Here is a 21286-nt window from a genome sequence, read left to right as displayed (position 1 = left end):
AACAAGGACCTCGACAATCCTCATTCTTGCTGGTCAGAGGCACTTTCTGCTTTCCTGACCGCCTGCCGGACAGCCCGCTTCATGAAAGCGCGAGGCTAGCCGGACACGGGTGTCAGCTGCTCATCCGCCCACTCGGCGAAGGTGGTGACCGGGATGCCCAACTCCTCGGCAAACACGGGCCGGGCGGGCTGGAGAACCACGTTGTTCCACTCGTGTCCGGCTCCCCACGTCGGCATGCCCGCGTCGAGGGCCTCTTCCAGGTTCATGGAGGGCGCGGTCACAGGCACGCCCCAGGCGGCGGACAAGGTCTGCGCGATCTGCTCCATCGTGCGCAGGTCACCGGCCAGTTCCAGTTCCACCTGGTGGAACCGGTCAGGGTCTCGAAGAGCGTGCGCCGCAGCTGTGCCGATGTCCCGCACGGCCACCAGGGCCAGTTCGGTCTCCGGCTTCAGTACCGTCAGCAGTCCGCCGCGCGGCCCCTTGGGCGCCAGCAGGGGCAGGTTCTCCATGAAGAAGGCGGGCTTGATCACCGTCCAGCGGGCAAAGCCCGCACCCCGCACCGCCTCCATGATCGCCTGCTTGGTGTGGAAATAGTCCGCCATCGCCGCCCAGCGGCCCTCGGCCCAGCCGGCGACCCGGGTGTGCTCACCGACTCCACTGGTCGAGGACTGCACGAACTGCCGTACCCCCTCAGCTTTCGCCGCGTCCACCAGGTTGGTGGCTTGGGCGAGCTCGCCCGCGAAGTCCACGCTGGTCCCGGTCATGGGCGGCACCTGCACCGAGAACACCGCGCGGACTCCCTCGACCGCTGGGCCGAGGGAGGCTCGGTCGGAGAGATCCGCCCGCACCAGCTCGGCGCCCAGCGCCTCGATCGCTTGGGCGGACTTCGACCGCGGATCGCGTACGAGTGCACGTACGGGCACCTCGGCGGCCAGGAGTGCGCGGGCCGTGGCCCCGCCTTGCTGGCCGGTAGCTCCGGCGACCAGGACGGTATCGCTGTTGATGGGCATGGTTGCTGCTCCTCACGGACCGGAGAAGGAAAACGGCGGGGCCCGCCGCTTTGCCTGCCGCTAAGATATGGCGGGGCCCGCCGTTTAGCAATGAGGAGATCATGACCGGTCAGCGCCAGGACGCCCGACGCAACTACCAGCGCATCCTCGCCGTCGCCGAAGCCGAGGTCGCCGCGCACGGCGCCGAGGCATCCCAGGAGCAGATCGCCCGCACCGCAGGCGTCGGTTCGGCGACCGTGCGCCGTCACTTCCCCACTCGCCGTGCCCTGCTCGAAGCCGTCTTTCAGGAGCGCATCGAGGGCCTGTGCGAGCGCGCCCACCGGCTGAGTGCGACCGAGGACGGCCGCACTGCCCTTCTGGAGTGGCTCCACGCCCTTGTCCTCTACGCCGTCTCAGCCCGCGGATTCGCCAACACCCTCAGCTACGAGCCTCCCGCCGAGGAATCCTCCCCGCACTCCTGTGGCAACAGAATCGCAGCGGCCGGAACTCCCCTGCTGCAGCGGGCCATTCGCGACAAGGGGGTTGCACCGCACGTCACCTTTCACGACCTGCTCACCCTCGCCGTAGGCATCGCCCTGGCCACCGAGCACCACAAGGACCCCGAGACCCAGGCCGACCGCCTCTTCCGCCTCGCTGTGGAAGGGCTCAGCCCCGGGCGCGGCATGGCTGGGGTATCCGGGAACTCAGGATCTTCGGTACTGATGACAGAAAGTCTGCCGAACGGGCGGTTGTGACCAGCGGGATGCCTGATCGGTGACAGCCAACGTGCCTCGACCGGTCCTCTCCGCCAGCTCGTCCGGCGTCGCCGGTGACAACTCCTGAGCTTCGGCTCAGTGCGACTGATTCCCCATGATTCGTACGCCGTCAAGGTCAGCAATGTCACTGCCTGGCCGTAGCCTGCGGGCGTGAGCACAACGCTGACTCAGTCCTACGCCTATGTGGACGCGTCCGCGGTGCGGGATCCGCCTGCGGCCGCAGCCTCGCCCTGGAAACCTCAGGCGGTGCCACACTCGGTGGTGAGCAGGCCAACCCCCGCTTCTTCAACGGGTTCCTGACCGCCCCGGCCGCCGCAGCCACGGCATTACTCGCGGTCGCGAACGTCGCGGCCACCCGCTACTACCGGCCCAGCTCCGCCGCCTCGCTCGACCCGGTGGTCACCGCCAACGGCGACCGCCTACGGATGGAGTCCTTCTCCGGCTGCTGCGGCGTCTACGCGCGTCTGGACGTCCTCGCACCCGGCCCCGACGGCGGCGACGTCGGCCACGGCACCACGAACGTCGACATCAACGTCCCGCTGCGTCAGGCTCTCGCCAAACTCGGCGGCCTCGACCCGCTCCACCTGCGAGTGGGCCCCGAGCCGCCGAAAGGGTGTGGTGGCCGGACGCCGCCGTCGCGCTGACTGCACTCGCCCTCACGCCGGAGGAACACGCCTCGGTGTCCCGCCAACGCGTCCTGCTCGCCGAACCCCTGATCGCGTCCCTGCTCCGGGACTCCACGCATCCCCTCACCTTCCTGCGGGCCCTCGCCCTCACCCCGGCAGAGAACGCGCCCCGGCTCCGCGACCACGTCGCGATGCTCGACCTGTCGTCCCTGGTCGCCGCCTACGGTCAGGAGGTCCTCGCCGGTCTCGACGAGGCGGGGTTGCTGGAGGCCGATGTCCTCACCGAGATCTGCGAACGCGTCCTACTCCGCCCGGAGAAGAAACTGGTGCGCGCCCAGCTCGCCTGGCTCGACCGGGTGGCCAAGCGGGACGCCACCCGCGCAAGCAGGATCCTGACCGACGCGGCGCTCACCTTCCAGCACTCCGACGTAGGCCTCCAGGAACGCGCTCTCAACCTGGTCGCCCGCCACCTGCCGGCGGTGGTGGACGAGCAGGTGCTCTCCGACCTTCGCGAGGCCGCCGCATCCCTCAACCCGGGTCTCACCGCGCGCGCCGCCGGACTGCTCGGCCCGGCGGGGCAGGACGCCATCGGACCGTCTGCCGGACCGTCCGACGAGTCGCTGCCCGACGTCCTGCCGGAGGTGCCCGAGCCGGTACCGGTCCACCCCATCGACACGGCCGCCGAGGTCGCCCCCGAGGTCGCGGTGCTGCTCGCCGACCGCGAGAACGTGGTGGCCTTCGAGCGTGCTCTGGACGGCCTCGTCCGCCACGCACGCCTCGACCGCAGCACCCTGTCCAAAGCGCTCGAACCAGTCATGCGCCGGAAACCGGACCTGCCGGGCAACGGGTGGAGCTGGTCGCCACTCGACGCGCAGCTCGACGTGTACGACGTCGCGGCCGCGGTGCGCGGCGACGAGCCGAGGGCATGGCACATCCACCTCCGCCACGAGGACCCGGACTCCCGTACCTACTGGGCAGTGAGAACCATCCCACCGAGCGAGATGCTCAAGGCCCGGCTCACCGAGGCCATCGAACTGATCGCGTCCGGCGTGCAGCCCTACCTGCTGGCCCTGCCGACCCACGCCAACGGGGCGGTGGACGCTGCCACCCTGGTGGAGCGGATCGCCGAGTTCGAAAGCCTGGGCATCACCCCCGCACCCATCGACCTGGCCCAAGCCCTGTTGCGGGTCACACCCACCGACGACGAGCGGGTGCGGAACGCGGCGGGCGCGCTCCGCTCGGACGGGGGCCGTCAGCTGGCACGGTGGCTGGACCAGGGCGGCGCACCCCACCGGGACACGACGCCCGAGAAGTGGCCGGCCGACAACCCGACCGGCGCAGAGCCGGGACGGTGGGCTCCCGCGGATCCCTGCACCGACCACGACCTGCCTCTCCCGCCGGTCGCCGCGGCCCTCCTCGGTCCCTCCAGCCCGTTCACCTCCTGGGCGGGCGCGTTCTGGCTCGCGCAGCTTCCGCACCACCGCGACGAGATGGCCGCACGCCTCGCGACCACAAGTCACCAGGTGCTCACGCCATACTCGCTCCCGAATCCCCACCTGCTCCCGCGACTGATGGAAATGCACGGCACCGCGGGCTACGCGACGCACTGGCAGATCGCGCGGCGGCTCGACGGGGACCCGAAGGAGGCGGACGCGGTGGTGGACGCCCTGCTGGTCCTCGCCGCGCAGGGGCAGCTGGACGCCCGGCTGTTCGCAGGACAGTTGCAGGCGCTGCTGCGCACTCCCACCCGGGCCACCGCCGTACTGCGCGCGGCGGCCGAGACCGGCGCCTGGGCGACCGTCTGGTCGATACTCGAAGCCGCCCTGCCCGCCCTGCTGCGCGACAAGGCGGTCAACGGAGCGGGAGCGATCCTGGCACTGGCCGTCGAGTGCGCCGCCCGCTCCCGAGCCAAGGGCTCCATCCCCGAAGTCGACGAGATGGCCGCGCGCAAAGGCTCGAGCCAGACCATGAAGAACGCCAGACTCCTGCGCGACGTGCTGCGGCGCTGAGACGGCGACGCGACGCCACTGCTGAGTCGGCCCTGTTCCCCTTCTCCTCGCCCCGGGACGCGGCCACCATCGCGGCGTTCCTGCGACCCGGGTGTGCCGACCGGAGCCGCTGGTGTGGCTGGAGGGCTACCGGGCGCTGCTGCGCTGGCGGAAGGAGAACGGCATCACCGGCGTCTACGCCGTCCCGTATGACGTCGAGGTCGCGGTCGGGGCGACCAGGTGTTTCCGCTCAGACGATGGATCCACCAGCAGAGGAAGGCGCTGCGTGCCGGGGAGCTGGGGGAGCGGCGTAAACGAGGGCCTGGTGTCCATCGGGCAGCCGCGGTCGATGAGGACTGGAACCGCCCTGGGCCCTGGACCGGCAGCGGCACTACCGCGTTCTCGCCGACCTGGTCGGGTTCGATGGCGTCCTGCCGCCATCGAACCCGAGGTGCTGTTCAAGCCTTCCAGCGCGGCCTGGCAGCCCTGGCACAGTGGATCGAACGAGAGGGCCAGCGGCCCGTCCCGCGGGAAGCGGTCGAAGTTCTGCCCGACGGGACCGAGACGAGGCTCGGCGTATGGGTATCGAACACCCGCATAAGGCGGGACAAGTTCACCGGCGAGCAGGTGCAAGCGCTGGTGGACAGCAGGATCAGAGGGCCCGGACTTTGTCGGCCTGGGGACCTCGCTGCCCCTGGGTGATCTCGAACTCGACCCGCTGGTTCTCCTCCAGGTTCCGGAAACCGGATCCCTGGATCGCGCTGAAGTGCACGAAGACGTCCGCGCCGCCCTCATCGGGGGAGATGAAGCCGAATCCCTTCTCCCCGTTGAACCACTTCACAGTGCCCAGAGCCATGCCTGCCCCTTGTTCCGTAGAGCCGGGAACGTAGTCCGTGCCCGGCTGCAGTCATATCCTCCCCACCGGACAGTGGGTAAAACGAGTGAGGTCACTAATATCGCCCATTATGCGGGTGAAGTGCGATCAACGGTGCAGCAAAGCGCCCAGCAGTCGCGTCACGCCAAGGTTCCCCAGAGGCAGTTACGCCACGCACCCCATCGGAGAACAGCCCCCGGGGACGGCCCTCCGCCGTTTCCCGGCCATGCCACGCTCACCGAAGTCGGAGCCGAACAAGCGGCCATCGGACTGGGTCCGACGGCGCCGACAAAGCCCGGACGCGCTGCGCATCCCGGCGCCCGGCCCCAAAAAAGCGGGCGGCTCGTCCCAGCACCGCTGCGTACCAAACGATCACCGGCACCGCACGCAGTACAGACGTCACGGCCTGACAACCTCGGCCCGCTACCTGGCGAACCTGCAGTTCAATCCCCCAGCTCAGGACCATCGCGCACACTCGTCACGGCTACCGCCACACCAGCACCGCCTGACCACAGCCGCAGGCGTGTGTCGCGGGGGCTGTGGTCAGCTCGCCCGGGCGGTCCAACTCGGCGGCCGGCGCTCCCAGCAGTTGGTGCATGTTCTTCCTCGTCCGTTCGCCGGCATGGTCGAATTTGCGGCATGCACCGTCAGGTCAGTCCGCTCGGGCCGCTCGGCGGGTGGACCGGCGGCGGAGCCACAGAGGGAGGGCGTACCACGACAGGGCGAACCAGACCATCACGCCGCCGACGAGCAGCTTTGCCATGAAGCCTGGCACAACGACGTGAAGGATGAGGAGGAGAGTGCAACCGATGGTCACGGCCATCAGGAGCATGCCGCACATCATCAGACGGTGTGCCACCTCCACCATCTCGTCCTTCATCCGCTGCCCCGACAGGAAGCGGTGGATGGAGACCGGGGCGATCAGGCAGGCGGTGGCTGTGGCACCCGAGACCACGGTGATGACGTAGGCGGCGTGCTCGAACGTTCCCAGGTCGTGGAAGAGAGGCGTGAAGGCAACACTGAGCAGGAAGCCGAAGAGGATCTGCACCCCCGTCTGCGCGACGCGCGTCTCCTGCATGATCTCGTTCCAGCGGCGGTTGACGCGCTCACGTGGTGTCTCCGGCGCCTCATCCGGGGGCTCGGGGCCGTCTCCTCCGCACGCGCCGCAGCCGCTGGGTTTGGCCTCCGACCACGTGATCGGCTCCGTCGTCATGTTCGTCCCTTCTCTCCCGTCGCGGAACGTTCATGTGCCCGTTGCAGCCGTTCACATGCCGAAGGCACCTGGCGACGGGCCTGCGTAGGGACTCGTTCATGTGCGACGGCGATCAGAGCTTTGGGTCACGTCCGGTACGGGACGTTGCCGAGTGGCCGTTGGCCGAGTGATCTCGGGTGCCCGCTCGGAGTGCCCGGGGCGTTGCCACTCGGTCCTGGCCCTCGACGAATTCGGCAGAACCGACAGAGAGAGGTTCCCGGATGAGCTTCATGGAAGGGTCGAGGAAGTCAGGCAGCTCGACGAGCGCCGCAATCATTGGACCACCAGGATCGGCAGCGTGGAGCGGGAATTCGACACCGAGATGGTCGACCACACGGTGTCGTCGCGGGTGGGGCCAGAGCGCCGTCCACAATGAGCACGGTGTCCTTGGTGAACCTTGTGCGGGGCTGGAACGCGAGCATCGGCCCGAGATGGCCGATGATGCGATCCGCCGCCGACTTGGACACCCCCAAAAAGCGGGGCGAGCTTCCCGACTGTCGCGGCCTCAGTCCGGTAAACGGACCTATTCAGGACGGCCCTGACGCCGTGATCACACCAGCCACTGCGTGATCAATCCACTGCTTCGGTCTCACCCTGCTCCTGATGTGTGGCACATTTCGCGCGGATTCCGGTTCTGCCCGGCTACGTCGACCCGGCGCGTGCGGAGCTCCTGCGGGCCGCGACGATGGCTGCGGGCGCAGCCACGAAGGCGAGGGCGCCGGACAGGGCGGCGAGGATCGGGTAGCTGGTCGCGGCGGCGACGATGCCGGAGGCCAGGCCGCCGACGGCGCCTGCGACGGCGATGGCGACGTCGACCAGTCCCTGGATCTTGGCGCGGGTGGCCAGGGGGGTGCTGTTGGTGACGATTGCGGTGCCGGTGACCAGGCCGAAGCTCCAGCCGACGCCGAGCAGGATGAGGGCGAGGGTGATCAGGGTGAAGGAGTGGCCGGGTGCGAGGGCGGCGACCACGCCCGCGGTGAGCAGCGTGCCTGCTGTCACCACGCTCATTGCTGTGGCGCCGAATCGGTCGACGAGGCGGCCGGCCAACGGTGACGGCAGGTACATGGAGCCCGTGTGCAGGGCGATGACCAGGCCGGACGCCGTGGTGCCGAAGCCGTGGGCGTGCATGTGGATGGGGGTCATGGTCATCACGGCGACCATGACGAGCTGGCTGAGGACGAGGACCATGACGCCGACGAGCAGGCCGGGGCCGGGGCGGGAGGGGGAACCCGCGGGTGCGTCCTCGCCCGTGGCCGCGGGCAGGGTCCGGGCGAGCACCAGTGGGTCTGGGCGCAGCCATAGGAGGAGGGTGAGTGCGGCCAGAGTGAACGCGACCGTGGAGAGGAGGAACAGGCCGGTCAGTTCGGGCAGGTGGAGCGCGGTCGCGAGGTGCCCGGCGGGGTTGGTGAGCAGAGGTCCGGCAATGCCGCCGGCGGTGGTGGCGACGATGACGGTGGAGGTGGCGCGGGCGCGCTGATGGGGTGCGGCGAGATCGGCTCCCGCGTACCGGGCCTGGAGGTTGGACGTGGTGCCGGCGCCGTAGAGGAACAGGGAGACGAACAGCAGCGCGGGGCTGCCGAGCGTGGCCGCGACGACGACGCCGGCACCGCCGAGCGCGCCGGTGAGGTATCCGGCGGCCAGTCCGGGACGGCGGCCGAGGCGTTGGGAGACGCGTCCGATGACGACGGCGGCGCCGGCGGAGCCCGCGGTGAGCAGGGCGATGGGAAGCCCGGACAGGGAGGTGTCGTGCAGCATCCGTCCGGCCAGGAGCCCGGCGACGGTGACACCGGCGGCGAGGCCGACACCGCTGAGGACCTGGGAAACGAGCAGCACGGTCAGGGTGCGCTTCTGCACCGCGGACAGGGAGGGGGCGAGCGCGGCGGTGGGCGGGGTGCGTGTGGAGGCGAGGGACGGGTGGCCCATGTGATCCGTACTTTCGGGGGAGGCCGGGGTGGCGGGTGACCGGGTGGGGCGGTCCGGTGGTCGTCAGGCGGCGTTCAGGTAGGTGCGGGATGGAAGAGCGCGGGCGAACCGGTCGGTGGTGTGGGCCAGTTGCCCGCTCGTCGTCGTCGTGGTGGAGGACCATCGCGCCGTCAGGGGATCAGGGGACCCGAGGTGACGGGAGTCTGCGTTGGCGGGCGGAGGATCGTCCGTGCCGTCAGAGCCGGCTGTCGGGCATACCGTAGGCGTCGGCGATCAACTCGGTGGAACGCAGCCGGGCCTGGACGGAGTGGCCGACGCTGCCGATCATGAGCTCGTCCGCGCCGGAGTCCCGCTGGACCTGGTTCAGGTGGGCGGTGACCTGCTCGGGGGTGCCGTGCGGGACGTGGCTCAGCCAGCTCTCGACGGCCTGGCGTTCCTGGGCGTCGTAGGTGTAGGCGTCCACTTCCTGGGGGGACGGCATCAGGTAGGATTTGCGCTGGAACATGCGGAGCATGGCGTGCGCGAGGGTGCCGGCTTGGCGGCGGGCCTCACGCTCGTCGTCGGATGCCGCGACGGTGAAGCTGACCAGCGCGTACGGCTCGGCCAAGGCCTCGGACGGAGTGAACCGCTCGCGGTACAGACGCAGGGCGGCCACGGCATCGCGCGGGTTGAAGTGCGCGGCGAAGGCGAACGGCAGGCCGAGCCGGGCGGCGAGCTGCGCGGAGTAGCCGGACGAGCCGAGCAGCCACACCGGCAGGCGGCCGGTGGGTGGGGTGAGGCCGTTGTGCCGGTCCTGAGCGGGCCCGGGCACGGCGTACACGCGGTCGGCGTAGGGGTGCTCGGCAGGGAAGTCGTCGCCGAGGAAGTGCAGCAGCTCGGCCACCTGCTGGGGAAAGTCCTCGGCGCCGCTCGCGCCGCGGCGCAGGGCGGCGGCCGTGGCCTGGTCCGTGCCCGGGGCGCGGCCCAGGCCCAGGTCGATGCGACCGGGCGCGAGGGCGTCCAGCATGCCGAACTGTTCGGCTACGACCAGCGGCGGATGGTTGGGCAGCATGATCCCGCCCGCGCCGAGCCGCAGCCTGCTGGTCTCCGCGGTGAGCCGGGACAGCAGGACGGGCGGGCTGGAGGTGGAGACGCCGGGCATGGCGTGGTGCTCGTTCATCCAGTAGCGGGTGAAGCCGCGCCGGTCGGCGAGCCGGGCGAGTTCGATGCTGCCGGCCAGCGCCTGCGCGGCGGTCTGGCCGGTGCCGGTCATGGCGGAGTCCAGTACGGACAGAGGGGCGGGGGCGGAGCCGTGGCGGGTACCGCGGATCGGGTCGGTCATGGTCGTGCGGTCCTTCGGTGGTGCCGGCGGTGCGTGAGGTGCGGGAGGTGCGGGAGGGGCCGGGCGCCGGCCGACAGCTGCGGCGGGCCTGTGTCGGCCGGCGCCCGGCCGTGTCCGGTCAGTGTGTCCGGCGCGCGTGGGGTCAGCCGCGGACGCCGAAGTCGACGCGCTCGGTGAGACCGGCGGCGGCGAAGGCGGCGACGAGTTCGTCGCGGCCCTCGGTGAAGTGGGCCCAGCTGTCGTAGTGGACGGGGACCACGCGGCCGGCGTCGAGGATCTTCGCGGCCTGGGCGGCCTGGGCGCTGTCCAGGACGATCACCTCGTTGTCGAAGACTTCGGTGAAGCGGGGCGCTCCGGCGAAGAGGAGGGCCGTGTCCACCGGGGCGAAGCGCCCGGCGACGTCCCTGACCGCGTCGAGCGAGGCGTTGTCGCCGCTGACGTAGACCGTGGGCAGGCCCTCGCCGGTCAGGACGAACCCGACGACCTGACCGGTGATCGGCTCGACCTCCTCGCGCGGGCCGGGGCCGTGGATGGCGGGCACGCCGGTCACGGTGACCGTCCCTGGCCCGCCGTCCCGGCGCTCGAGCTCGACCGACTGCCAGTCGGCGAGGCCGGTGGCCGCCTCCCCGAGACGCTCCCCACCGCCGGGGGTGGTGAGCGTCAGCGGGACGTCGGCGAGCAGGGCCCGGCCGGAGGTGTCGAGGTTGTCGGCGTGCTCGTCGTGGGAAAGCAGGACCACGTCGACGCGGCCGAGATCGTCCGGGCTGCCGTCAGCCGCCGCCGTCTTGGTCAGCACGGCGGCCGGTGCCTGGTGGTCGCCGGGGCCGTCGAAGGTCGGGTCGGTGAGAAAGCGCAGGCCGCCGTACTCGAAGAGGGCAGTCGGTCCGCCGAAGACACGGACGGGGAACGGGTCGGGCTGCGGGGTCGGGGAAGACACGAAGAGAGTTCCTCACGGATAGATAGCGTGGTAACCGTGAGTCGACCGTACTTGTGTCTCACGGATGAATGCAACCCGTACCATGAGGAGTATGGAAGAGTTCGTGACGGAACAGGCCGCCCCGCCGTCGGCACCGGGCGAGGATGAGCACCCCGCCTTGGCCCTGGCCAACAGCGCCGTCGCACTGCCCGGCGGGCACACAGCCGACCTCCTGGGCACCCCGGCCCAGGCCGAGCGGTGGCTGGCGCGGCGCGGCCTCGCCCCGGCCGACGCCGGCTTGGCGGAGGTGTGCGCGACACAGCTGCGCTCGTTGCGCGAACAGGTGAGGTCGCTACTGGCCTCCCGCGTCGCCGGGCAGCCTGCCCTGCCCGCCGCCGTCACGGCGATCAACGACGCGATGACCCGCGTCCCCACCGCATCCCTTCTGCTGTGGGACGAGAGGACCGGTCCCTACCGCGCCGCACCCCACCCCACCACCGCGATCGTCGAGCACGCCCTGGCTGCCATCGCCGCCGACGCCGCCGACCTGCTCACTGCCGCCGACGCCACCCGTCTGACCGCCTGTGCCTCCCCGCCCTGCAACCGCTTCCTGCTCAAGCACGGCCGCCGCCAGTGGTGCTCCACCCGCTGCGGCGACCGCGCCCGCGCCGCCCGCGCCTACGCTCGCCGCACCGGGACGGACTGACGACGCCACATCGAAGCGCTCGGAGCATGCCGCGGTGCTTCTTGAAGCTGTCGCCCCAGAGCGGGCGCCGGGTGGGTGGGATTGCGCTGCGGGTCCGGTTCTGCTGGGGCGGGGGCGAGGCGAATGCGTCGACGGGTGCCCCGGTGGAGCGGCAGGAACGGGAGTCGGCACACTCGTGGAGGGCGAGGCACCGGTCGGTGGCCGAGGCCAGTGAGCGGGTGGAGCCCAGTGCCCTTTGCAGTGCTGCCTGTCCCCTGCGCGTGCGGGGATGGTCTCTCAAGGCGAACGTCTGCTGCTCACGACCGCCCGGGAGCGTTACCCGGACCTGGAGCGGCACCTGCTGGAGGCTCACCCCTGGGACGACCCTGAGCTGATCGCGACGCCGATCATGGGGTGTCCCGCTGCCTGGAGCGGGTCTCGGGGCAACGTGCGCCCCGAGGGATCTCAGGCGCCGGCGCGCTCGAGGAGGTCGCGTGGCGGGTACGCCTCGGTGCCGGCCGAGTTGTGCCGGCACCGAGGCCAGCCGCTTGTGCAGGCGAACGGAGGCCGCATCGATGGACACGTCCAGCGCCCGGCCGGCGGAGTGGGGGCCTGCTCGACCTCCCCGGCGGTCAGGTAGGCGTCGGCCAGGCAGGGCAGGTGTTCACGTCCCCGCGCTTCTCGTACGCGTGATCACGTCCGGGCCGTCGTTCGAGGCCGCCTCGGAGGAAAAGCTCAGCGTATTGACGCTGGTTCGGGGCAGGGTGTGGCGTTCCCTCCCGGAAAGATTTGATCGCCTGAGGCAGAGGTTCAATCCGCGAACGCGGCCACGTACGACGCCACGCACGGCTCCGGGGTGGCCAGTGAGGTGACGACATGGCCGTCGACGGTCACCGGCGGATCGAGTGGCATCTGGAGCAGCCGCTGGGAGCGGGACCCGTCGAGCTGCTCGGCCGGCATCAGCGTCCAGCCCTCGGTATCCCGGCCCACCTCGAACAGTACGTTGAGCATGTCCCCGGCAGGCGGCCGCAGCGGGGCCACGGGCAGGGCGGCGAGGATCGCGTCGTACAACGGCGGGTCACTGTCGCGGGCAGGGAGCCGCAGACCGTACGGATCGAGGTCGTGCAGGCTGACCGCGGGCTTGCAGGCAGCGGGGTGTTCGCGCGACAGCACTGCGTGCAGCGGCTCCGACCAGGCACGCACCACCGTCACCGCCGCGGAGGTGACCGCGCCCCGCACCAGCGCCAGGTCCAGCTCGCCGTCGCGGACGGCGTCGAGTCGCGCGGCCACCGGCAGGTCGACCAGTTTCGGCTCGGCCGGGCGTTCGCCGGCGCTCAGGCGGCCCACCGCACGGTCGAGCCGTCGTGTGACGCAGGACGCCACCCCGATCCGCAGGACGGCCGCCGGTTCTCCGGCAACCACCCGCACCCGGGCGGCCGCACCGAGTGTCTTACGGGCCGCACCGAGCACCCGTTCGCCGGCCGGGGTGAGCCGTACCCGGCGGGAGGTGCGGTCGAGCAGGCGCACGCCGAGTTCGCGTTCGAGCCTGGCGATCTGCTGGCTCACCGCCGGCTGCACTATGCCCAGCCGCTGCGCCGCGCGCCCGAAGTGCAGTTCCTCGGCGACGGCCACGAAGTACTGCAGCGCTCTCAGTTCCATCTGCCTGATCTATCACACGATGTGATCGCTGCCCAGCGTCTTTGGTCATTGTTCGCGCAGGTCACTCCGGCTGTGATGGGTACGAGCCCGCCAGAGCGGTCCAATCCGCTGGACGCCGCGACGCGGGGAAACGCGAACGGAGAACAGAGTGAGCACAACAACCCTCGGCGTCATCGGCACCGGCATGGTCGGCCTCGGGGCCGCCCGCCGCGCCGTCGACGCCGGCCTGAACGTCGTCCTGAGCAACTCACGGGGCCCCGAGACGCTGGCCGGTCTTGTTGCGGAGCTCGGCGAGCGGGCCCGCGCTGCCACCGCGGCCGAAGCAGCAAACGCCGGTGATCTGGTCATCGCATCCGTGCCGCTGGCCGCCTACGAGCAGCTGCCCCGGGCGGAGCTTGCCGGCAAGACCGTGATCGACCCGATGAACTACGCGCCACATTCCGACTTCGAAGTGCCGGAACTCGACAGCAGCGAGCTGACCTCCAGTGAACTGGTGCAGCGCCACCTCGCAGGTGCCCGGGTGGTGAAGGCATTGCACAACATCGGCCCCAAGCAGTTGCTGGAGCTGTTCCGCCCGGCCGGCGCCCTCGACCGCACCGCGCTGCCCCTTTCCGGCGACGACCCGGACGCCAAGAAGGAGGTGGCCGACCTGCTGGACGTACTCGGCTTCGATGCGGTGGACCTCGGCACACTGGCCGACAGCTGGCGCAGCGAACCCAACACCCCGTTGTACGCGCTGCCGTACGTGGGACAGCCGCCGTCCGGCCTCACCGCCAAGGAGTTCGTGGCCTGGGTCCAGCAGGCGCCCGGTGTGCCCGCACCCGTCGCCCGGATCAAGGAGCTCTCCGTCACATTGCGAGGGCCGGCGGGTTTCCGGATGTAGAGCAGGTGATCCGTCCTGACGGTACTGCCGAGCGTCAGCTCCCATCACCGCTGTCATGCACGCGATCACCGCTGTCATGCACGCGCTGCGGCATGAGGATTGCCTCGTCGACCATGGGGTGTCCGCCGCCGACTGGGTGATCCGCCGGATTTCGGACGATGGTGGAGAGGCGTCGCGGCGTCACCTCGCCCCGGTCGCGGCATGCGGCCACTGCGGGGGCGTACGCGGAATCAGGGGAACTGGCATGGACGACAACACGGACGGGCGTGGAGCCTCCGGGGGCACCGTTTCCGCGACGATGCGAGCCGTCGTCGTATCCAGGACCGGCGGCCTGGACGCGCTCCAGCCGGCCATGGTTCCCGTGCCCGAGCCGCAGCCCGGCTGGGTGCGGATCAAGGTGAAGGCGTTCGGCGTCAACGAGTCCGAGGTCACGACCCGGAAGGGCGAGTCGGACCCGGAAGTGACCTACCCGCGTATCCCCGGTATCGAGGGCGTCGTGTGGTCGACGCCGACGAGGGCAGCGGGCCGCGTCCGGGGCAGCAGGTGGCGACCATGATGGGCGGCATGGGCCGGTCCTTCGACGACTCGTACGCGCAGTACGTGACCGTCCCCGCGGGGCAGGTCATCCCGTTCGAAACCGACCTGCCGTGGGAGGCGGTCGGTGCGCTGCCGGAAATGTTCCGGACCGCCTCCGGCTCTCTCTCCACGGGCATCGGTCTCAAGGAGGGGCAGTCGCTGCCGATCCGCGGCGGCACCTCCACGGTCGGGCTGAGCGCGGCCACGATCGCGAAGGACCTGGGCCTGGCGGAGCGGGAGGGAGCGGGAGGGAGCGGGAGGAGCCCTCGAGGCCGGCCCCGCGCTCGGCGGTGGCGCAGACCTGGAAGCCGTAGCCGTCGACGAACGCCGACGCGGCGGCTCGGCGTCGGTGACGTACAACTCGACGTGGCTGACGCACAGGGCGGTGGCGGGGGAGTGGTCCGTCATCTCGATCCCCTCACGGAGTGTGGAAGGGGCAGCGGGTGGGGTGAGGGATGGTCAGCGCCCAGCCATGGCGTCGACCAGGCTCTTGAGCCGCATGTCCGTCCAGTTCGTCTCGACGTAGTCCAGGCACTCCTGACGGCTCGCGGCCGGGAGGGCTACGGATAGGCGGCTCGCTGGCGTGCTCGTTAGGGAGAGGGGGAGGTGCGGGAGGAACCGGGAACGCTCCACACCGGGCCGGGGCGGGGCTCCGGACACTCCCGGAGCCCCGTCGGGGATCAACTCGTCGGGAAGTTGTCGGCGGTGCTGATACGGCTCTTGATCAGCGCACCTGACTCGGTCAGCACACCGCTGCCGCTGTAGTCGTTGCCGTCGCAGGTGCCCGGCTTGAACGCCGCGCTGCCCTCGTTGGCATCGGAGTAGGTCCAGTTCGCGTAGCTGATCTTCAGCTGGTCGAGCAGGTCCAGCCATGCGATGCTGCTCGCGCGGTCCACCGCACCACCGCCGGTTGCGCTCACTGTGCCGAATTCGGAGACGAACAGCGGCAGTCGCGAGGCAGCCCGGCTGACCGTTGTGCGGTAGTTGTCCTTGTGACTGGCGGCGTAGAAGTGGAACGCGTACATGATGTTGGCCGCGTTCACGGGGTTGTTGACCACCTCGCTCTCGTTGGAGCCGTCCGAGACGCCCAGCGAGGACCAGCCGCGGGTGCCGACGATGATGACGGCGTCCGGGTCGGCGGCCCGGATCACCGGGATGACCTGCTCGGCGTAGTTCTTGATGGCTGTCCAGCTCACGCCGTTGGGCTCGTTGGCGATTTCGTAGATCACGTTCTTCTTGTTCGCGTTGCGGGCGGCGACGGACGAGAAGAACGACTTGGCGCGGTCGAGGTTGTAGTTCGGGTCACCCGGCGTCAGTGTGTGAAAGTCGATGACCGAGTACATGCCACGGGCCTCTGCCATGTCGACCAGGCTGTTCACCCGGCTGGTGAAGCCCGCCGGGTCGGTCTCGTAGCCCTCTTCCTGCACGTACATGGCGACGCGGAACAGGTCCGACTTCCACTCCTCGGCGAGTGCGTCGAGGGACGCGTCGTTGTAGCACTGGCCGAACCACTGGATGCCGTGTGTGCTCATGCCGCGGAGCTGTATGGGACGACTGTACTGGTTGCACAGGTTCACGCCGCAGACGCGCAGTTGCCCGTTGACGGCCAACGGGGTGTCGGCCGCGGGCGGATCGGTCGGAGGGTCCGTCGGCGGATCGGTGACGGAGCCCGTGCAGGTCGCGCCGTTGAGGGTGAAGGACGTGGGCGTCGGCTGGGGACCCGTGGAGGAGCCCACGAATCCCAGGTCGGCTGATGCGCCGGTGGCCAGCGTGCGGTTCCATTCGACGTTGTCGGCGGTGACCGTGGAGCCGGACTGTGACCAGGTCGCGTTCCAGCCCTGGACGAGTCTCTGCCCGCCCTCCGGCATGCTGAATTCGAGCGTCCACCCGCTGACGGGTTCACCGAGGTTCGTGATCTTCACGCCGGCTTGAAAGCCACCGTCCCACTGGCTGGTGATCGTGTAGTCGACCTTGCACCCGATGGCGGCCTGGGCCGGGGGGCCGACGAGCGCCGTGAGGCCGACGGCCATCGCGCCGGTCGCCAGTAATGCCAAGAAGCGTTTCAATGCATTCCTCCTCGTGCGCAGCGGACACAGCGGGGTGGGAGCGCTCCCAAAAGCCTTTCGGCCCGAGACCGTACACCCGAGCGATGCCGTGCGATAGGTGTCGGACCGTCGCGTTCTCCCCAGATCGACGGCGGAGCGGTGATCTTGGCGATCGAGGCCTCTCGCGTCGGCTGTGCCGGGTACGGCCCCGCCACCTCGGGCAGACTGTTCGACCCAGGGCACTGATGACGGTCGCCCCGTCGCGTCGGCCGCATGCTGTCCGACTCCTTCGAACCGGAGACGCCGGCCGGTCACATCCGTCAGCTCGGCAGCAGCCTCGACGCCACGATCTGAGTGCCTGCTTCACCCTGGAAGCGGGCCTCCCGGTCGTCGCCGGAGCCCTGAGCTTCAACCCCGACTACCGACCTGCCCCCACTCTCCTGCGGTTCGGCGATGCGGGCCCGGCACCGCCGGGACCGGGCCGCCACGGCCCCATGTCATCGGGCCGGACCCTGTCCCGGTCCAGGTCCAGGTCACATGTTCGGGCTTGGATGTGCTCACCGCCCGCGTCATCCGCTGTTGAGTGGACCCCTGCCGTTCTCTTCTCGGGGTGTCAAGAGGCTGTGGCAGCAGCTCGGACGGCGCCTGGCAGGGGGTTGCCCGCCAGGTTGGCTGCCTCAGGTGGTGGAGCGGGTGACCAGGCGGGTGGGCAGGATCAGCGGAGTCGGGTCCCGCCCGTCGATAAGCGCGACGAGCATCCGGGCCATCTCGCGACCGAGTGCCTCTATGGGCTGATGCACTGTGGACAGTGGCGGGTCGGCGATCTGGGCCACGACCAGGTCGTCGAAGCCGATCACGGCGACGTCGGAAGGAACGGACCGCCCCGCTGCGCGCAGTGCGCGCAGTGCGCCGGCCCCCATGTTGTCGTTGGCGGCGAACACCCCGTCGATGCCGGGATGGCTCTCCAGCAGCGCGGTCATCGCGGCGGCACCGCTGGGCTCGGTGAAGTCCCCCTTGTGCGGCGGAAGCGGTTCGAGACCAGCCGCCAGCATGGCATCCCGGTAACCGCGGTAGCGGGCACGCCCGACCTCGGTGTCCAGGCGTCCGCAGACCGTGGCGACACGCGTACGGCCGAGCGCGATCAGGTGCTCGGTCGCTTCGCGGGCGCCGCCGACGTTGTCAACGTCCACGTACCACCGGGGGTTCAGTCCGACCGGCCGGCCACCGAAGACGACCGGCATCTCCGCCTCCTGGGCCATGCGGGCCAGCGGGTCGTCCGCGCGCAGCGCCATGAGCATGATGCCGTCGGCTCCCTTGGACCGCAGGAGCTGCTCCACGCGCTTGCGGCCGCGGTCGGAGGCAGCCAGACACAGCATGAGATGCAGGTCCGCCTCCTCCAGGGCCCCAGTGGCTCCCACGATCACCTGGGCGAAGAACGGGTCCGCGAAGATCGACGGGCTCTCCCCCGAGACGATCAGGGCCGCCGCCCCCGTCTGGCGGGTCGCCAGCGCGCGGGCGGTTGGATTGGGGACGTAGCCGAGCTGCAGAACCGCCCGCTCGACCGCCTCGCGCTTGGCGCGGCTGACGTGCGGGGCGTTGTTGAGCACACGTGAGGCGACCGACCGGGAGACACCGGCGAGCTCGGCCACCTCGTCGAGCGTGAGCTGCCGGCGCGGCGCATCTTCTGCCATGGTCCCTGGGCCTTTCATCGCGGTCGGACGGGCAGCGTCTCACCATCGCCGGATCCCCGTCCCCTCCACCTCGGTAGGCGGCTGGACACGGAGCGTGGCAACCAGGACTGGTAGCGCTTCCAGTTTCAGGACTGTAAAGCCTCGTGGCCGCGATGTGAAGAGCGAGTTGCACGGTGACCCTTGACAGGCGGAACTACTGGCCACACGATACCGGCCAACACCCCAAACGGCCGGAGCATTTCTGGAAGCGCTTCCAATGAGAGCGCTCCCAGACCGTGTCGGTTCGGTCCGAGGTGTGGCGTCCCGCCGGAGAGCCGCCGGCATCCGGGACGCGTACCACCGCACTTCCTCCGCGCGCCCGCAGGCTCTGGACGAGACCGCGCGGCGTATCCCCGCCAGGAAAACCGAGGTACATCCATGCGCCGACAGATCCGCGCCCTCACGGCAGCCCTGTGTGCCATGCCGCTGGCGCTCGCCGCCGCACCCCCCGCTCACGCTGCCGACCCCACGAGCATGACCAGCGGTTTCTACGTCGACCCGAACTCCACCGTGAAGCAGTGGGTCGCGGCCAACCCCGCCGACGGCCGCACCCCCGCGATCAACGCGTCCATCGCCAACACCCCCATGGCCCGGTGGTTCGGTTCCTGGAGCGGCACTATCGGCACCGCCGCCGGCGCATACGTGGGAGCGGCCGACTACTGGGACAAGCTGCCCGTGCTCGTCGCGTACAACATCTACAACCGGGACTACTGCGGCGCTCACTCCGCAGGCGGCGCCGCCTCACCAGCCGCCTACGCGAACTGGATCGCCCAGTTCGCCGGCGGGATCGGCCGGCGCCCGGCCGTCGTCGTCCTCGAACCCGACTCCCTGGGCGACTACGACTGCATGAACCAGACACAGATCCGCGAACGCGAGGCCATGATCCGCGGTGCCCTCGCCGAGTTCGCCCGTCAGACCCCCAACACCTGGGTCTACCTCGACGCCGGCAACCCCGGCTGGGGCAACGCCGCCACCACCGCACAGCGCCTGCACGGCGCCGGCCTCGCGCAGGCCCACGGCTTCTCGCTGAACATCTCCAACTACTACTCGACCGCTGAGAACACCGCCTTCGCCAACGCCATCAACGCCGAGCTCAACGCCCGCTACGGCTACACCCGGCCGTTCGTCGTCGACACCAGCCGCAACGGCAACGGGTCCAACGGCCAGTGGTGCAACCCCGCGGGTCGCCGCATCGGCACCCCCGCCCAGAAGGGCGGAGGCGCCGAGATGCTCCTGTGGATCAAGACGCCAGGTGAGTCCGACGGAAACTGCGGAGTCGGCGCCGGTTCCACGGCCGGACAGTTCCTCCCTGAAGTGGCCTACAAGATGATCCACGGCTACTGACCCCCTGACTCCTGGGGCCCGGTTCATCCACGCCCCGCCACCGGGCCCCAGGTACTACCCCGCCGCACGGGCCGGGCGCCGGATCCACCAGACCCCGGCCCGCCCGCGACGGCCTTTCCCACCCGCCTCTTGGCTAGGAGCACCCTTGAGATCAGCCCTCCTCATGCGCCGTGCGGGCGCCGCGATCGCCGCGCTCGGCGTCTGCGCCGCCCTCACCTCGACCCAGGCCCAGGCCCAGGTGCAATCCAGGCCCGCACCGGCGCCGCAGAACGTGATCACCCCTTCCACCAAGTTCTACGTCGACCCGCACAGCAAGGCCGCCAAGCAAACCCTCACCGACCTCAGGGACGGCGACCTCGCCAACGCCGCCAACATGGCCAAGCTCGCCAGCTGGCCCCAGGCGAAGTGGTTCACCGAAAAAACCCCCGCCCAGGTCCGCGCCGAAGTCAACGTGCTCGCCCGCAAGGCCCGAGCCGCGGGCACCACCCCGGTCATGGTCGCCTACAACGTGCCCGGCCGGGACTGCACGCAGTACTCCAGCGGCGGCGCCGCGTCCTCCGCCGCCTACCGACAGTGGATCGACGCCTTCGCCGCCGGAATCGGCGACAGCAAGGCCGTCGTCATCGTCGAGCCCGACGGCCTCGCCCTCGTGCCCAGCGACTGCGGACCCACCACCGACCCCACCGGCGAACTGACCGCCACCCGCCTCGCCGACCTCGAATACGCGGTCAAGGCCCTCAAGGCCAAGCCCCGGACCGCGGTCTACCTCGACGCAGGCAACGTCCAGTGGCGCCACGTCGGCGTCATGGCCCAGCGCCTGCTCGACTCCGGTGTCGAACGCAGCGACGGATTCGCCCTCAACGTGTCCAACACCCACCCCACCGACCACAACGCCCGCTACGGCGCCTGGATAGCCAAGTGCATGTGGTTCGCCACCAAGGGCCCGGACTGGGCCCGCGGCCACGCCGACCGGTGCGCCAACCAGTACTACTCCTCCGCCGCCCCCAACGACGGCACCCCCGGCAACTCCGTCTCCTCCACCGACCCCACCACCTGGCGCTGGACCGACGCCTGGTTCGACCAGAACGCCGGCACCCCGCCGGCCGACGAACTCAAGCACTTCGTCATCGACACCAGCCGCAACGGCCTGGGCGCCTGGACCCCGCCGCCCGGCAAGTACAGCGGAGACGCGGAGCCCTGGTGCAACGCCCCCGGCCGCGGCATCGGCCCCCGGCCTACGCCCAACACCGGAACCCCGCTCGTCGACGCCTACCTGTGGATCAAGATCCCCGGCGAGTCCGACGGCAGCTGCACCCGCAACACCGGCGGCACCATCGACCCCGAGTACGGCATCGTCGACCCACCCGCCGGCACCTGGTGGCCCGACTACGTCCACGGCCTCGCCCGCAACGCGGCCCCCCGCCTGACGTTCAACCGCTGAACACGGCTCACCTCCTGATCGTGGCCGGCCACGAACACCCGTCGGCGGCCGGCCACTCCCTACGATCACCCGCATCCGGCCGTCAGTCCCGGCCCACGCACACATCGCAGGGACACAGATCTCCGGCCCCGGCACCAACCAGCGGCGCCAGGCGCCGGGCCCCTGCCCGACGCCGGTCGGACGACATCAAGGGACCGACGGCCCGCCGGCTCCGAACACCTCCGCCCCGCCTGCGCTCAGCACCTCTCGCATGAACCA

General features: G+C 70.3%; 16 protein-coding genes and 4 pseudogenes. 9 read left to right on the top strand and 11 right to left on the bottom strand.

The annotated features are described in order from the left end of the window. Nucleotides 1-95: 95 nt before the first annotated feature. A complete protein-coding gene (locus tag ACH4F2_RS33275; protein ID WP_398136467.1) occupies nucleotides 96-1010 on the bottom strand; it encodes an NmrA/HSCARG family protein in 915 nt (304 codons plus the stop codon). 101 nt (nucleotides 1011-1111) lie between these two features. On the opposite strand from ACH4F2_RS33275, the gene ACH4F2_RS33270 reads away from it, so the two are divergent. The 4 genes and pseudogenes from ACH4F2_RS33270 to ACH4F2_RS33255 form a co-directional block, all read left to right on the top strand. Beyond that, a complete protein-coding gene (locus ACH4F2_RS33270; protein ID WP_398136466.1) occupies nucleotides 1112-1744 on the top strand; it encodes a TetR/AcrR family transcriptional regulator in 633 nt (210 codons plus the stop codon). A 251-nt stretch (nucleotides 1745-1995) separates the two neighbouring features. Beyond that, nucleotides 1996-2367, top strand: a pseudogene (locus tag ACH4F2_RS33265) (SWIM zinc finger family protein); the annotation flags it as partial. A 77-nt stretch (nucleotides 2368-2444) separates the two neighbouring features. After that, the gene (locus ACH4F2_RS33260) at nucleotides 2445-4400 is read left to right on the top strand and encodes a DUF6493 family protein (RefSeq protein ID WP_398136465.1); all 1956 of its coding nucleotides are present in this window, start codon (nucleotides 2445-2447) and stop codon (nucleotides 4398-4400) included. A gap of 14 nt (nucleotides 4401-4414) precedes the next feature. Beyond that, nucleotides 4415-5081, top strand: a pseudogene (locus tag ACH4F2_RS33255) (helicase associated domain-containing protein); the annotation flags it as partial. On the opposite strand, the gene ACH4F2_RS33250 reads toward ACH4F2_RS33255, so the two are convergent. The 6 genes and pseudogenes from ACH4F2_RS33250 to ACH4F2_RS33225 all read right to left on the bottom strand — a co-directional run bounded on the left by ACH4F2_RS33250 (nucleotide 5032) and on the right by ACH4F2_RS33225 (nucleotide 10686). Continuing rightward, nucleotides 5032-5235 carry a cold-shock protein gene (locus ACH4F2_RS33250; protein WP_398136464.1) on the bottom strand — a complete coding sequence of 68 codons (204 nt, stop codon included), beginning with the start codon at nucleotides 5233-5235 and terminating at the stop codon, nucleotides 5032-5034. The pseudogene ACH4F2_RS33255 and the gene ACH4F2_RS33250 sit on opposite strands and share 50 nt — an antisense overlap. Before the next feature lie 670 nt (nucleotides 5236-5905). Beyond that, nucleotides 5906-6466, bottom strand: coding sequence for a DUF6328 family protein (locus ACH4F2_RS33245; RefSeq protein WP_398136463.1), 561 nt, complete (start codon nucleotides 6464-6466; stop codon nucleotides 5906-5908). 389 nt (nucleotides 6467-6855) lie between these two features. After that, nucleotides 6856-6997 (bottom strand): annotated as a pseudogene (locus tag ACH4F2_RS33240) (IS5/IS1182 family transposase); the annotation flags it as partial. A 150-nt stretch (nucleotides 6998-7147) separates the two neighbouring features. Further along, the gene (locus ACH4F2_RS33235) at nucleotides 7148-8428 is read right to left on the bottom strand and encodes an MFS transporter (protein WP_398136462.1); all 1281 of its coding nucleotides are present in this window, start codon (nucleotides 8426-8428) and stop codon (nucleotides 7148-7150) included. Between the two features lie 235 nt (nucleotides 8429-8663). Then, the gene (locus tag ACH4F2_RS33230) at nucleotides 8664-9749 is read right to left on the bottom strand and encodes an LLM class flavin-dependent oxidoreductase (RefSeq protein WP_398136461.1); all 1086 of its coding nucleotides are present in this window, start codon (nucleotides 9747-9749) and stop codon (nucleotides 8664-8666) included. Between the two features lie 142 nt (nucleotides 9750-9891). Beyond that, entirely contained in the window at nucleotides 9892-10686 is a 795-nt protein-coding gene (locus ACH4F2_RS33225; RefSeq protein WP_398136460.1) for an MBL fold metallo-hydrolase, read from the bottom strand. An 82-nt stretch (nucleotides 10687-10768) separates the two neighbouring features. Here ACH4F2_RS33225 and ACH4F2_RS33220 point away from each other — a divergent pair, with 82 nt between their 5' ends. After that, complete coding sequence (locus tag ACH4F2_RS33220) at nucleotides 10769-11371, top strand: CGNR zinc finger domain-containing protein (RefSeq protein ID WP_398136459.1); 603 nt, start codon at nucleotides 10769-10771, stop codon at nucleotides 11369-11371. A gap of 789 nt (nucleotides 11372-12160) precedes the next feature. On the opposite strand, the gene ACH4F2_RS33215 is transcribed toward ACH4F2_RS33220, so the two are convergent. After that, nucleotides 12161-13009: a LysR family transcriptional regulator gene (locus ACH4F2_RS33215; RefSeq protein WP_398136458.1), complete on the bottom strand. Its 849-nt coding sequence runs from the start codon at nucleotides 13007-13009 to the stop codon at nucleotides 12161-12163. A 148-nt stretch (nucleotides 13010-13157) separates the two neighbouring features. Here ACH4F2_RS33215 and ACH4F2_RS33210 point away from each other — a divergent pair, with 148 nt between their 5' ends. Together ACH4F2_RS33210 and ACH4F2_RS33205 are read left to right on the top strand one after the other, a co-directional pair. Then, on the top strand, nucleotides 13158-13892 hold the full coding sequence (locus ACH4F2_RS33210; protein WP_398136457.1) for an NADPH-dependent F420 reductase: 735 nt from the start codon (nucleotides 13158-13160) through the stop codon (nucleotides 13890-13892). Nucleotides 13893-14136: 244 nt separating this feature from the next. Then, nucleotides 14137-14448, top strand: coding sequence for an alcohol dehydrogenase catalytic domain-containing protein (locus tag ACH4F2_RS33205; protein WP_398136456.1), 312 nt, complete (start codon nucleotides 14137-14139; stop codon nucleotides 14446-14448). Nucleotides 14449-14927: 479 nt separating this feature from the next. Here the strand turns inward: ACH4F2_RS33205 and ACH4F2_RS33200 are convergent. The 3 genes and pseudogenes from ACH4F2_RS33200 to ACH4F2_RS33190 form a co-directional block, all read right to left on the bottom strand. Further along, nucleotides 14928-15035 (bottom strand): annotated as a pseudogene (locus ACH4F2_RS33200) (MbtH family protein); the annotation flags it as partial. A 113-nt stretch (nucleotides 15036-15148) separates the two neighbouring features. After that, entirely contained in the window at nucleotides 15149-16534 is a 1386-nt protein-coding gene (locus ACH4F2_RS33195; RefSeq protein WP_398136455.1) for a cellulase family glycosylhydrolase, read from the bottom strand. A gap of 656 nt (nucleotides 16535-17190) precedes the next feature. Continuing rightward, nucleotides 17191-18204 carry a LacI family DNA-binding transcriptional regulator gene (locus tag ACH4F2_RS33190; RefSeq protein ID WP_398136454.1) on the bottom strand — a complete coding sequence of 338 codons (1014 nt, stop codon included), beginning with the start codon at nucleotides 18202-18204 and terminating at the stop codon, nucleotides 17191-17193. Nucleotides 18205-18621: 417 nt separating this feature from the next. Here ACH4F2_RS33190 and ACH4F2_RS33185 point away from each other — a divergent pair, with 417 nt between their 5' ends. Both ACH4F2_RS33185 and ACH4F2_RS33180 read left to right on the top strand, forming a co-directional pair. Continuing rightward, on the top strand, nucleotides 18622-19587 hold the full coding sequence (locus ACH4F2_RS33185; protein WP_398136453.1) for a glycoside hydrolase family 6 protein: 966 nt from the start codon (nucleotides 18622-18624) through the stop codon (nucleotides 19585-19587). Between the two features lie 163 nt (nucleotides 19588-19750). Beyond that, a complete protein-coding gene (locus tag ACH4F2_RS33180) occupies nucleotides 19751-21028 on the top strand; it encodes a glycoside hydrolase family 6 protein (RefSeq protein ID WP_398136469.1) in 1278 nt (425 codons plus the stop codon). Nucleotides 21029-21286 lie beyond the last annotated feature (258 nt).

It is taken from the genome of Streptomyces sp. NPDC017890 (genome assembly GCF_044328675.1).
GTDB lineage: Bacteria > Actinomycetota > Actinomycetes > Streptomycetales > Streptomycetaceae > Streptomyces.
The sequence above is the reverse complement of the archived record's forward strand: the minus strand, read 5'-3'. Positions and strand labels throughout refer to the sequence as shown.